Raw genomic sequence first — 12,920 nt, forward strand, 5'->3', positions numbered from 1 at the left:
ACCGGCGACAGCTCACGCTGCCGCCGGTTCCTGTTCTCGGTGAAGGGGCCTATTCGGCGATGTCGACGCCCTCGAAGGCGTGACCGCCAAGCGGGTCCATCTTGTAGCCGGTCACTTCCTTGCGCATCGGCATGTGTACGACCGAGTGAGCGATGGTTGCCCACGGCGCCTCGCGCTTGAAGACAAGCTGGGCCTCTTCATAGAGCTCGGCGCGTTCTTCCTGCGAGGAGAGCGTCTTGGCCTTCTGGATCAAACCGTCGAACTCTTCGTTGCACCACTGCGCGCGGTTGGAACCACCCACGGCGTCGCAGCCGAGCAGCACGGCGAGGAAGTTGTCCGGGTCGCCATTGTCGCCGGTCCAGCCGAGCAGCACCGCACCGTCGCGGTCTTCCGCCTTGGAGCGCTCGAGATACTCACCCCATTCGTAGGAGACGATCTCGACATTGACGCCGACCTTGGAGAAATCCTCCTGGATCAGCTCGGCCATGCGGCGCGCATTCGGGTTGTAGGGGCGCTGAACGGGCATCGCCCAGACCTTCATGGAAAGGTCGCTCACGCCTGCTTCCTCAAGCATCTTCTTGGATGCTTCCGGATCGTAGGCGTCATCCTCGACCGCGTCGTTATAAGACCACATTGTCGGTGGGATCGGGTTCTTGGCCGCCTGGCCGGCGCCCTGGAACACGGCGTCGAGAATGGCTTCCTTGTTGATCGCCATGTTGAGCGCCTTGCGGACCTGCGCATTGTCGAAGGGCGCGACCTTGGTGTTGTAGGCGAGATAGCCCACATTCAGGCCTTCCTGTTCGTCGACCTTCAGCGCTTCGTTTGCCTTCAGGCTCTCGATGTCGGCCGGGTTCGGGTAAGGCGTGATGTGGCACTCGCCGGCGATCAGCTTCTGCTGGCGCACCGAAGCCTCAGTGGTGATGGCGAACACCAGATCGTCGATCGGCTGCTTGCCATTCCAGTAATCCGGATGCGCCTTATAGCGGATCACGGCGTCGGGCTGATAAGCGACGAACTGGAAGGGGCCGGTGCCGACCGGCTTCTGGTTCAGGTCCGAAAGATTGCCGGCTTCGGAAAGCTGATCGGCATATTCCTTCGAGAAGATGGAGGCAAAATCCATGGCCAGATTGGCGATGAAGGGCGCTTCCGGACGGTTCAGGACGAATTTGACCGTGTAGTCGTCGACCTTCTCGATGGACTTCACCAGATCCGGCATGGACATGCCGTTGAAGTATTCCCAGGACGCGCCTTCAACATAAGCGTGGTAGGGATGGTCTTCCTGGAGCTGGCGGTTGAAGGAGAACAACACGTCGTCGGCGTTGAAATCGCGGCTCGGCGTAAAGAAGTCCGTGGTGTGGAACTTGACGCCTTCACGAAGCTTGAAGGTAACCTCGAGACCGTCGTCCGAAATCTCCCAGCTCTCGGCCAGACCCGGAACGGTATTGGTGGTGCCCGGTTCGAATTGAACGAGGCGGTTGTAGACTGGCTTCGACGATGCGTCGAACGTGGTGCCCGCGGTATAGAGCGCCGGGTCGAAGCCTTCCGGGCTTCCTTCCGAACAATAGACAAGTGTCTTGGCGCCCGCAGCGCCGCTCAGCACCGTGGCGGCCAACAGCGCAGCCGCGAAGGTCAGTTTGTTTTTCATTGAGGTCTCCCTGATTCTCACATGGGCCTACTCCCGAGGCCCTGGAAGCTGGCATATAAGCAAAGTTCGAATTGAGAGGGAACTCCCTCGATCACTTTACCGCCTTAAATGCAATTATTTGTCGAATCTGCGTCAATGGATGCAATAAAACTCCATTCTCGCTCTTGTAGTATGGTTGTGCGAAAAACCATATCCGCAACAGTGTCGTCGTTTCGAGGAGAAGAACGTATGAGCGTTAATTGGTATCAGGAGGTTCTGGACTTCTGGTTTGAAACGCTGACGCCCAAGGACTGGTTCACAGTCAGCGAGGAAACGGACACCGCGATACGCGAGCGCTTTTCCACGCTCCATGAACAGTTGATGGAAGATCTTCCCGAAAGCGTTTTCGCCGACCCGAAGGCGGCACTCGCTGCCATTATCGTGCTCGATCAGTTTCCACGGAATATCCATCGCCGCCAGCGAGGTGCCTTCGCCTCGGACGAACTCGCCATGCGGGTTGCCAGCCACGCCGTGGAGAAAGGGTTCGACGAAGGGATGAGCGAGCCCGAGCGACAGTTCCTCTATATGCCGTTTATGCATTCCGAGGTGCTTGCCGACCAAGAGCGGGCGGTCATGCTGTTCAAGTCGCTCGGCCAGGAAGAAGCTCTCAAATACGCCATAGAGCATCGTGACATCGTTGCCCGTTTCGGCCGTTTCCCGCATCGCAATCGCGTGCTCGGCCGCGAGAGTGGCCCAGAGGAACTGGCTTTTCTGGGAGAACATGCAGGTTACGGCCAATGAAATTGTCGCCGCTTGCCACTCCATCGCACAGGTCGGACGTTACGAACACACTTGTGAAGCGCCGGGCTGTCGCAATACACTCCGCTTTTAAGCTGGAGACCGCCATGATGCTGCACGTTTGTCCAGTCGTCGTATGACTGTTTGTGTTGCGTCTGGTATTACGTGAACGTAAACGTTATAGCTGGGTTTTCTTTCTGGGAGGAGCAGGTGGCAAAAAGCGCAAAGACGCCCGCCAACGGCGAAGACAAGACCACGCGCGCCGCTAAGGGCGGAACGAGCGGCAAGGCGGTCAGCAAGGCCGCATCGGCTACGGCCAAGAAATCGGCGGCGAAATCCGCGACCAAGTCACCGGCCAAGGCCAAGTCATCGACAAAATCGACAGCGAAACCGGCGGGGAAGTCCACGACGCCCGTCAAAGCGCCGGCCCGCAAGACGACACCGCGCAAGGCGACCGGAAGTTCGAAGGCAGCGAAGGACCGCCCGTGGATCGAGCATTATCCGAAAGACGTGCCTGCCGAGATGGGGGATTTCCCCAACACTTCGCTGGGCGATTTGCTTGTCGACGCTTGCAAGACCTATAGCGACCGTCCGGCGTTCACCTGCATGGGCAAGTCGATCAGCTATCGTGATCTGGAGACGCTTTCCGAGCACTTTGCCGGTTATCTGCAATCTCTCGGGTTGAAACGCGGCGCGCGCGTGGCGTTGATGATGCCCAACGTGCTTCAGTATCCGGTGGCCATGATGGCGGTGCTGCGGGCGGGATATGTGGTCGTCAACGTCAATCCGCTCTACACGCCGCGCGAGCTGGAGCATCAGCTCAACGATGCCGGCGCCGAGGCCATCGTCATACTGGAGAACTTCGCCCATACGCTACAGGCTGTTGCCTCCAAGACGTCTGTGAAGCATGTCGTGGTCGCCTCGATGGGCGATCTCCTGGGGCTCAAGGGATACATTGTCAATTTCGTGGTACGCCGGATCAAGAAGATGGTGCCCGACTGGTCGCTGCCGGGGCATGTTTCCTTCAACGATGCGGTGAAGCGTGGCACCTCGCACGGATTCAAGCCGGTGGACATCGCTCTGTCCGACAATGCCTTCCTTCAATACACCGGCGGCACGACCGGCGTTTCGAAAGGCGCGACGCTGCTGCACAGCAATGTGCTGGCCAATGTCATTCAAAACGAATTGTGGTTCCGCAGCGCCTATATCGGCAAGGCGAAACCCGATGCGCCGGTTCTGATCTGTGCGCTGCCCCTCTACCACATCTACGCGCTGACGGTGAATGCGCTGATGGGCATGAAACTCGGCGGTAACAATGTTCTGATCCCCAATCCGCGCGACATTCCGGCCTTTGTGAAGGAACTGCAGAACTACGACTTCCACATTTTCCCAGGCCTCAACACGCTGTTCAATGCGCTGCTCAACAATGAAGATTTTCGCAAACTCTCCTTCAAGAGCCTGCTTGTAACCTTCGGTGGGGGCATGGCGGTGCAGCGCGCTGTCGCCGAACGCTGGCAGAAGCTGACCGGCTGCGTCATTTCGCAGGGCTACGGTTTGTCGGAGACCTCGCCGGTCGCCACGGTTAATCGTTTCGACGCAAAGGAATTCACCGGCACGATCGGTTTTCCGATCTCCTCAACCGAGGTCACCATCCGCGACGACAAGGGGAAGGACCTGCCGTTCGACAAGGTGGGTGAAATCTGCATTCGCGGTCCGCAGGTCATGGCGGGCTACTGGAACCGCCCCGATGAAACCGCGAAGGTCATGACGAAGGACGGGTTCTTCCGCTCTGGCGACATGGGGACCATGGCCAAAGACGGCAAGGTCACCATCGTCGACCGCAAGAAGGACATGATCGTGGTGTCCGGCTTCAAGGTTTTCCCCAACGAGGTGGAGGATGTGATCGCCAATCATCCGGGTGTTCTCGAGGCAGCCATCGTCGGTGTCGAAGATGAGCATTCCGGCGAGGTGCCCAAGCTCTTCGTGGTCCGGAAGGATGAGAGTCTTACGGAAGAGGATCTGAAGAAGTTCTGCAAGGAGAACCTCACCGGCTACAAGCGTCCCAAATATGTCGAGTTCCGCGACGATCTGCCGAAGTCCAATGTCGGCAAGATACTGCGTAAGGAACTGCGCTGAGAACGAACGAGGCCCGCCCGATTCCCGCGGGCCTTCCCACGCGACCTACAGGGATGGCAGTCCCTCCGCCGCCCGGCGCGCAAGGATGATCGCACCGTCCACGGCGTCACCGTCAGCCGGTTTAAGGCGCCGGCGCACATCGGGCGAAAGCCAGGGCTCCAGAGGCCCGGACAGGCCGCCGAGCAGGGTGACGCGGGGTGCTTTCTGATCGAACAGGGTGCGCACCAGCATGTCGATCTGCGCGGCCGCATCCTGCACGATGCGCCGTGCCGCGGCATCGCCCTGATCGGCATGGCGCAGCACCATTGGCGCAAGGGTTGCGTAATCGGTGGCCGAGGCCCGGTCCATCCACGCAACCACCTCGGCGGGGTCGTCATCGAAACGGTTCATGATTTCGGTCAGCAGCAGGCTTAGAGGAATGCGTCCGTCATGCCCCTGCAGTGCCGCGCGCACGGCGTTGAGGCCGATATCCGCACCGCTGCCTTCGTCGGAAATGGGAAAACCGTAACCACCGATGCGCAACCGCCGGCCTTTCACGAGCCCAAGACCGACCGACCCCGTTCCGGCAATGGCGATAGCCCCGTCGAGGCCCGAATGCGCGCCGAGGCAGGCCGTGTCGCTGTCGCTGGCGAAGACGATGCGGGCAAAGCGATGCGGCAGGGCTTCAAAGGCTGCGATAGCGCCCTTGCGGCGCATGCCGGCAAGACCGACACCGGCATGAATGCGGGCGATTTGCTTTTCGTTGAACCCAGCCTCATCGATGGCCGCCTCAAAAGCACGCCGCACCGAGGCCCAGGCCCCATCGACTCCGAGCCTTGTGGTCGCCGGTCCGGAAAGGCCCTGACCGAGCACCGTTCCGTGCGTATCCTCGATGCGGGCCCGGCAGCCCGTACCGCCGCCGTCGATCCCAAGGTAAAAATGGATATGCCCCTCGCTCATGCCCGCAACCGTTCGATCTTCGCGCCACACAGCGCCAGCTTGCGATCGAGCTGCTCATAGCCGCGGTCGATGTGATAAACGCGGTTGATGACGGTTTCGCCCTTGGCGGCCAACGCCGCCAGCACCAGACAAACCGAAGCGCGCAGGTCCGTCGCCATCACCTGGGCGCCTTTTAGCGGCTTGCCGCCCCGCACCACGGCGGTGGTGCCCTGCAGCGCGATATCGGCCCCGAGCCGTGTCAGCTCCGGCACGTGCATGAAGCGGTTTTCGAATATCGTCTCGCGGATCAGCGACGTGCCTTCGGCACAGCAGGCCAGCGCCATGAACTGCGCCTGAAGGTCCGTCGGGAACCCGGGATAAGGTTCGGTTGTGAGATCGGCGGTGCGAAGCGGTGCGTTCCTTGAAATCACCAGCCCGCGGTCGCTCGGCCACACATTCACGCCCATCACCTCCAGCGCCTGGATCATGGCTGCAAGGTTTTCCATGCGGGCGTTCACCAGCTCCAACATCCCGCCTGTAATGGCCGCAGCCACCGCGTAGGTGCCGGCTTCAATACGGTCGGGGATGACCTGATGCACGGCCGCGCGCCATCCGGTGTTTCCTTCGATGATGATGCGGTGCGTTCCCGCTCCCTCGATCTTCGCGCCCATCGCGTTCAGGCAGGCTGCAAGGTCGGCCACCTCGGGCTCGCGCGCGGCATTGAGGATTTCCGTTTCACCGCGTGCGGCGGTGGCCGCCATCATCGCGGTCTCTGTCGCACCGACGGAAGGCGAACTCAGGATGACTCTCGTGCCTCTCAGGCTGTTCGGCGTCCGCGCAACGATCAGGCCATTTTCAATGCCGATTTCCGCGCCCAGCATCTCGAGCGCCTTCAGATGCATGTCAACCGGACGCGCGCCGATGGCGCAGCCGCCCGGGAGAGAGACTCGCGCCTCGCCAAATCGTGCGAGCAATGGCCCCAGAAAGAGCACTGTGGCGCGCATCTTGCGTACCGTCTCGTAGGAAACCTCACGGGCGGCAACGAGGCCGGCATCGATGGTTGCCGAATGGGCATTGCGCGTTACGGCCGCACCGTAAAGCTCGGCAACGCGCAGCATGTTCTCCACATCGGACACAAGCGGCAGGTTCGACAGCGCAACGGGATGTGGACTGAGAAGCGCGGCGGCGATCTGCGGCAACGCGGCGTTTTTCGCTCCGGCGATCGTTACCGTGCCCCTGAGCGCCTGCCCGCCCGTAATTTTCAGTCTGTCCATGATTATGCTTCCGGAAACACCGTTTGGCAGTTTCTCAGTCTCTATTGAGGAATTCCTTTGATCAAGCCCTTGCGGGAATATATTATTCCATCGTGCAATTCCTGTGGGATTCCCACGATCCGGAAACTGTTCTAGTTTCACTGCCCGCGCCCGGCATCTCGCGAAAGGAAGTCATGTCCGTCCTTAAGATCATCGACGCGCAGCTCGAGTCCATGGCCCCGGCGGACCGTCAGATCGGCCAGTTCATCGTCGACTATCCCGACCGGGTGCTCAGTCTCTCTTCGGCGGCCCTTGCCGAGGAAACCGGCCGCAGCCAATCAAGCGTCGTCAAGTTCAGCCAGAAACTCGGTTACGCCGGTTATCAGGAACTGAAACTGGCAGTGAGCAAGGCCAAGGCACAGGAATGGCAGGTGCCGCCGGGAATGATCCACTCGACCATCGAGATGGGCGACAGCCATGCGACGATTTCGCAGAAGCTGATCAGCAGCAAGCTGCTCTCCATGCAGCAGACCATCGCAGCCAATCACGAGCCCGAAATCGCTCGGGCGTTGGATGCGCTCGACGGCGCGCGGCGCGTTCACATTGCCGGGGTGGGCGCGTCCTCGCTGGTGGCGCGCGACTTCTCCTACAAGCTGCAGAAGCTTGGCCGGAATGCACTCCATGACAGCGACAGCCATGTGCAGATGGCCAATGTTTCCTCGTTGGGCAAAGACGATGTGCTTTTCGCGTTGTCGTATTCGGGCACCAGTATCGAGACGGTGCGCATAGCGGAACTGGCCAAGGCGCGTGGCGCTCGCGTCATTTCCGTAACCGGACTGCAGCAGAACCCGTTGATGCGCGTCGCCGATATTCGTCTGCACACGGTGGCCGACGAGGAACGTGTGCGCTCCTCGGCCATTACCTCACGCGACGCGCAGCTTACGCTGATGGATTTCCTGTTTATCCTGATCCTACAGCGCCAGCGCGATGCCAATGACTATGTCCACAACAGCGAGGCGTCGGTTGCGGCGTTGAAGATGCCGGCGGCGAAATGACGTTTCATTATACGGCCTTGAGGGCGGTCTCGTGCCGGCTCCTCCACTTGAAATCCACCGCGGCATGGGCGAAGGAAAAGGAAAGCGCAGCTTCTGCGCGCCGAATTTTCCTGTCCGGAGTAGACGTTCCGTGAAAAGCCTGACCATCCGCCGCCCCGACGACTGGCACCTGCATCTGCGTGACGGTGCCGTTCTGGAAGCGGTGTTGCCGCATTCCTCCGCCGATTTTGCCCGCGCCATCATCATGCCCAACCTGGTGCCGCCGTTGGTGACGGTGAAGGATGCGCTCGCCTATCGCGACCGCATCGTCGCGGCGAAGCCCGAGGGCCACGATTTCACGCCGCTGATGACGCTCTATCTGACCGAGCAGACCGATGCGGATGATGTGGCCGCGGGCCACCGCGACGGGCAAATCACGGCGGTGAAGCTTTATCCGGCGGGCGCGACCACCAATTCCCAGAGCGGCGTGCGCGATCTCATGAAGGTGCAGCCGGTGCTGGAGCGAATGGCCGAGATCGGCTTGCCGCTGTGTGTGCATGGCGAGGTGACGGACGCCTCCATCGATATTTTCGACCGTGAGGCGGTGTTCATCGAGCGGGTGCTCAATCCGCTGCGCGAGCGACTGCCCGAGCTTAAGGTGATCATGGAGCATGTGACGACGAAGAACGGCGTCGACTATGTGCAAAGCGCAAAGCAGAACCTCGCGGCATCGCTAACCACGCACCACTTGATCATCAACCGCAATGCCATTCTGGCCGGCGGTATCCGCCCACACTACTACTGCCTGCCTGTCGCCAAGCGCGAGGAGCACAGGTTGGCGCTGCGGAAGGCCGCGACATCGGGCGACAAACGCTTTTTCCTGGGCACCGATTCGGCACCGCATCTCGATCCGGCGAAGGAATCGGCCTGCGGCTGCGCGGGCATCTTCACCTCCATCAACACCATGTCCTGCTTGGCGCATGTGTTCGAGGAGGAAGGCGCGCTGGATAAGCTCGAAGCGTTCGCCTCACTCAATGGACCAGCTTATTATGGCCTGCCTGCCAACGAGGAGACGATCACGCTGGTGCGCCGCGAGACACCGGTCGAATTCCCCAATTCGGTTTACAGCGCCGATGGAACGATCACGGTCTTCGACCCCATGTTCCCTCTGCACTGGGCGGTGGACAATCAACCAATCGGCTGAAGCGCATCGTGGCTGCCCATAACGCCGGATTGTCTTGCACATAAGGCGTTCTTTCGCGTTGATCCCGTCAAACACGACGACGGAACGCCTTCGCCATGGGCCGTGCTTTCCCCTACGCTTTTCTTGCCGTTACCGGCTTTACTCTCGTCGCCTGTGACGAGGGTGGCCGGGTGGATGCAGGGCGCGGTTCTCCGCCGCCGCAGTCGCCAGTGACGGGATACCCGGTCTTTCACAGCGACGAGGCGGAATCCTATCGGCTGAGCCCGGAGTTTCTGCGCTCGGACCCGGGGGAGGCGGAAGAGAACCACATTCGTCTGCAGTTCGGCGAGAAACCGCTTTGCGCCACCTCGACAAATCCGGGTTGCGCCGGCAGTTCGGCTTACGCATTGCAAAACATTCACATTGCCCACACGGCGACGCGGCAGGACGGCGAGCCTTTGGTTGGCCTCGGCCAGACAATTGCGGTTGTCGACAATGGGTTTCGCTTCACGCATCAGGAATTGGCGGGCAAGGAGATTATCCGCCACACGGCACCCGGGCGGACCATCGGACGCGACAGTCACGGCACAGCGGTTGCCGCTATTGCAGCCGGGCAGGCGGATGAACTGGGCATGATGGGCATCGCGCCGGCGGCGCGCCTTCATGTCGCCTCATGGCGAGATGTGTTTGACAGCGATCTTCTTGCGCATCTGTCGATGGCCACCCGGGACGCGCGTGACCATGGTGCCGTGGTACAGAACAATTCCTGGGGGTGGGAATCCGAAAAGCGCGCGGACAACGAAGTCGACGACTTCGCCGGCTCGGGTGAAACCGATTACGCCAATCATCTCGCCATGCGCCAGGGAGGCGATCCCGGCGAATGGCGCGAATTGTTCAACGCCTATAACGCGTTTCAGCAAGGCGGCGTCATCGTTTTCGCCAACTCCAACAATCGGGGTTTGGGGGATTCCGCCGCTTGGGCGTCGTTGCCCGATTTCCTGCCCGAGTTATCCGAAGCCTGGATTGCGGTGGGCAATGCCCTCTTTTCCGTGGACGATGCTGGCGCAATCCTCGAAGCCGATCTGCTCTCAGCACCGTGCGGGTCGGCAGCGCGGTATTGCGTTGTGGCCGACGGAACGCTGAGGATCCCGACCGATGCAGCCGATACGGCATATACGCTTGGCACCGGCACATCCTATGCGGCACCACAGGTCGCCGGTGAAATCGCCATCCTCGCGCAGGCGTTTCCCGATCTTTCGCCAGCGGAATGGACCACGCGCCTGCTCGCCACCGCGCGGCGCGACTGGACCGGGTTTCAAGACAGCGTGTCGGGGCACTCGGATTTCGCTCCCGGTGTTCGCCGTGCCTATTCACGATTGTACGGCCACGGCGTTCCGGACATGAAAGCGGCGCTTTCACCTGTGGGCGGCCTGGCCATCGCATCGGGAGAAAATGTGTTCACGGGCCCGCGGACACCTCTCGGCGCTGCCGTCACGGGTACCCCGCCGATAATCGGCAACGCTATATCCAAAGCGCTTTCGAGCCGACTTCTAATGGCGGTCGATGCGTTGGGTGGGGATTTCTATCTGGACGGCGCGAGATTTGCGTCGGAAAGCGAGGGCCCGACATCCGCAGGATCAGGCTTTGCAAAGCAGCTCATGGCAGAGCAGGAGAAGCTCGGCTTCGCCTTCGCCAACATGCCATACCCCGCCTTGCAGAAACTGCGTGACACCGCTTCGGTGAAACTCCTGTTCTCCCAGGGGTTCACTGAGTTCGAGAACGGTCTTGCTTTCTCTCGTCTGATGCCGATTGGACGGGATGCCCATCTGCAATTTGCGGGAAGCATGACGGAGACGAGCGCCGGCGAGGCGATGCAGTTCGCGATTTCACGTTTGACGCGGCGCAGGGGTCTGGTCAGCGAGTTGACGGTTTCGGCGGGGCACGCACGCGGCGGGCTCTTCGGCCTGCAAACAGAAAGCCCTTTCGCGATGGCGCAAAGCAATGGCCGGCTTTCCGCAGGCCTGACACTCAGCGCACCACTGGGTTATCGCTGGTCGCTCTCCGGTTATGGCGAGTTCGGTGTCGCCCATGCGCGGGAAGCGCCATGGACGCTGGTCGACTATGGCGCGCTCACCTATGCGAGCGGTGGCGTGGTGCTGGACAAGGCCGGGCTTGTAACGCCCGTCGACAATGCGCGACTTTACGCCGGCATGAAGCCCAAGGCACTGACGGGTCACGCGGCGCTACGCCTTCCTGTCGGACGTAGCAAGATGGGAGCGATCACTTATGAGGTGGCGGATGTCGATCTCGCGGAGGGCGATTTTCCGGTACGGTTCGGCTTCTCATACACCCAACGCACCCGCAACGACTTCGATTTGCGGGTCAACGCCAATATGGATTTCTTTGCCGCTGCGCCGGAAAACGGTGTTGCGGATTTTGCCGTAAGCCTGAGCAAAGCGTTCTAGGTCGGCACGGGGATGGAACCTAGGCTGCCTTGGGACGGTTGATCGTCCCGGACGCGTCCAGGACCAGCGGCGAAAGGCCATCGCCACCCTGTTCGATGATTTCGACCAGGCGGCTGCGCATGCGCGGCTCCCAGAATTTGTTGATGTGATCAGCGATGCCCGCCACACGTTCTTCCTTGGCCTGGGAGGCGAAGAAGGTGGCAATTTGATTGGCCATGTAAACGAGGCGCTCGTCGCCGGATTTGAACTTTTCGTCATGCGACATGTTTGGCCGCTCCAATCATCACGCGTTCGGGATGGGTGAAAATGTCGAACTCCTCGCCCCGCACGAGGGCGACAAGCGTCATGCCGGCAGTCTCCGCCGTGCGGATGGCAAGCGCCGTCGGCGCCGACACGGCCGCGATGAGCGGCGCGCCGATGGCCGCAGTCTTTTGGACCATTTCGACGGACACGCGGGAGGTGACGACGACCGCGCCGGATGTGCCGTCGATGCCGGCTTTCAAAAGCGCACCTGCCAGTTTGTCGAGCGCGTTGTGCCGGCCGACATCCTCGCGCGCGGCGACAATGCCTTCGCCGGGAATATAGAAACCGGCCGCGTGAACGGCACCGGTGGCCTGGTGAAGTGCTTGAAAACCGTGCAACTCGCCGACCGCACCGGTGATCTCGGTGGCATTGAAGCGCCGTGTGGACGTCGTTTCCGGTACACCGCGCATCGCTTCGTCGATGCTCTCGATGCCGCATAGGCCGCAGCCGACAGGGCCGGCTAGCCGCCGGCGCCGCACCTCGAAGCGCCTGTTCGCTGCATCGCGCAGCCGAATTTGCAAGTCGATGCCGGGGCCGAGTTCCTGAACGGTGACCGTGTCGATCTCGTCGACACTGGAAACGATGCCTTCCGTGACGCTGAAGCCGAGGGCGAAGTCTTCGAGATCCGCCGGGGTGGCCATCATCACGGCATGCGTTGTGCCGCCATAGGAAAGCGCCACCGGCGTTTCCTCCGCCAGCATGCGCGGGCCGGAGCCCGCGCGCCCGGCGCGGCGGAACTGCCTTTCGAAGGGTCGCAGCGATTCCGGCGACATCGGCCTACTCAGCAGGTTCCGCGTGAACGATACGGCGCGACTGCTTTGCCTGTTCCTCGTACTCGACCTGCCATTCGGTCGGCCCGTTGGACGGCGTCACCTGCACCGCGGTCACCTTGTATTCCGGGCAATTGGTCGCCCAGTCGGAATAGTCGGTGGTGATCACGTTCGCTTGCGTTCCCGGGTGGTGGAACGTCGTGTAGACGACGCCCGGCGCCACGCGGTCGGTGATCAGCGCGCGCAGCGAGGTCTCGCCGGAACGGCTGGCAAGCCGCACATAGTCGCCGTCGCGGATGCCGCGCTGCTCGGCATCGTGCGGATGGATCTCCAGCACGTCCTCGTCATGCCACATGACGTTCGCCGTGCGCCGCGTCTGCGCACCGACATTGTACTGGCTCAAAATGCGCCCGGTGGTCAGCAACAGCGGGAAGCG

The 12,920-nt window shown here is 61.3% G+C and carries 11 protein-coding genes; 5 read left to right on the forward strand and 6 right to left on the reverse strand.

Annotated features, from left to right (window positions below):
• Nucleotides 1-49: 49 nt before the first annotated feature.
• The gene (locus tag QZ638_RS03870; RefSeq protein WP_295807097.1) at nucleotides 50-1,645 is read right to left on the reverse strand and encodes an ABC transporter substrate-binding protein; all 1,596 of its coding nucleotides are present in this window, start codon (nucleotides 1,643-1,645) and stop codon (nucleotides 50-52) included.
• A 228-nt stretch (nucleotides 1,646-1,873) separates the two neighbouring features.
• On the opposite strand from QZ638_RS03870, the gene QZ638_RS03875 reads away from it, so the two are divergent.
• Together QZ638_RS03875 and QZ638_RS03880 are read left to right on the forward strand one after the other, a co-directional pair.
• Nucleotides 1,874-2,425, forward strand: coding sequence for a DUF924 family protein (locus tag QZ638_RS03875; protein WP_295807100.1), 552 nt, complete (start codon nucleotides 1,874-1,876; stop codon nucleotides 2,423-2,425).
• A gap of 207 nt (nucleotides 2,426-2,632) precedes the next feature.
• Nucleotides 2,633-4,558, forward strand: coding sequence for a long-chain-fatty-acid--CoA ligase (locus QZ638_RS03880; protein ID WP_295807103.1), 1,926 nt, complete (start codon nucleotides 2,633-2,635; stop codon nucleotides 4,556-4,558).
• A 45-nt stretch (nucleotides 4,559-4,603) separates the two neighbouring features.
• On the opposite strand, the gene QZ638_RS03885 is transcribed toward QZ638_RS03880, so the two are convergent.
• Nucleotides 4,604-5,497, reverse strand: a complete 894-nt coding sequence (locus QZ638_RS03885; protein ID WP_295807106.1) for an N-acetylglucosamine kinase — start codon at nucleotides 5,495-5,497, stop codon at nucleotides 4,604-4,606.
• Nucleotides 5,494-6,750: a UDP-N-acetylglucosamine 1-carboxyvinyltransferase gene (murA, locus tag QZ638_RS03890; RefSeq protein WP_295807108.1), complete on the reverse strand. Its 1,257-nt coding sequence runs from the start codon at nucleotides 6,748-6,750 to the stop codon at nucleotides 5,494-5,496. Before murA ends, QZ638_RS03885 begins: the two co-directional genes overlap by 4 nt.
• 173 nt (nucleotides 6,751-6,923) lie before the next feature.
• Between murA and QZ638_RS03895 the strand changes: the two genes are divergently transcribed.
• The 3 genes from QZ638_RS03895 (at nucleotide 6,924) to QZ638_RS03905 (ending at nucleotide 11,411) form a co-directional block, all read left to right on the forward strand.
• Nucleotides 6,924-7,784 carry a MurR/RpiR family transcriptional regulator gene (locus QZ638_RS03895; protein WP_295807110.1) on the forward strand — a complete coding sequence of 287 codons (861 nt, stop codon included), beginning with the start codon at nucleotides 6,924-6,926 and terminating at the stop codon, nucleotides 7,782-7,784.
• 130 nt (nucleotides 7,785-7,914) lie between these two features.
• The gene (gene pyrC / locus QZ638_RS03900) at nucleotides 7,915-8,967 is read left to right on the forward strand and encodes a dihydroorotase (protein WP_295807114.1); all 1,053 of its coding nucleotides are present in this window, start codon (nucleotides 7,915-7,917) and stop codon (nucleotides 8,965-8,967) included.
• A gap of 95 nt (nucleotides 8,968-9,062) precedes the next feature.
• The gene (locus QZ638_RS03905) at nucleotides 9,063-11,411 is read left to right on the forward strand and encodes a S8 family peptidase (RefSeq protein ID WP_295807117.1); all 2,349 of its coding nucleotides are present in this window, start codon (nucleotides 9,063-9,065) and stop codon (nucleotides 11,409-11,411) included.
• A 19-nt stretch (nucleotides 11,412-11,430) separates the two neighbouring features.
• On the opposite strand, the gene QZ638_RS03910 is transcribed toward QZ638_RS03905, so the two are convergent.
• The 3 genes from QZ638_RS03910 to QZ638_RS03920 all read right to left on the reverse strand — a co-directional run.
• On the reverse strand, nucleotides 11,431-11,676 hold the full coding sequence (locus tag QZ638_RS03910; protein WP_295807120.1) for a formate dehydrogenase subunit delta: 246 nt from the start codon (nucleotides 11,674-11,676) through the stop codon (nucleotides 11,431-11,433).
• The gene (gene fdhD / locus QZ638_RS03915) at nucleotides 11,666-12,487 is read right to left on the reverse strand and encodes a formate dehydrogenase accessory sulfurtransferase FdhD (RefSeq protein WP_295807122.1); all 822 of its coding nucleotides are present in this window, start codon (nucleotides 12,485-12,487) and stop codon (nucleotides 11,666-11,668) included. Before fdhD ends, QZ638_RS03910 begins: the two co-directional genes overlap by 11 nt.
• Nucleotides 12,488-12,491: 4 nt before the next feature.
• Nucleotides 12,492-12,920: molybdopterin dinucleotide binding domain-containing protein (locus QZ638_RS03920; protein WP_295807124.1), on the reverse strand; the 429-nt coding region annotated here is incomplete at its 5' end.

Origin of the sequence: uncultured Nitratireductor sp. (assembly GCF_913053745.1) — a bacterium.
In the GTDB taxonomy this organism is placed as follows: Bacteria; Pseudomonadota; Alphaproteobacteria; order Rhizobiales; family Rhizobiaceae; genus Nitratireductor.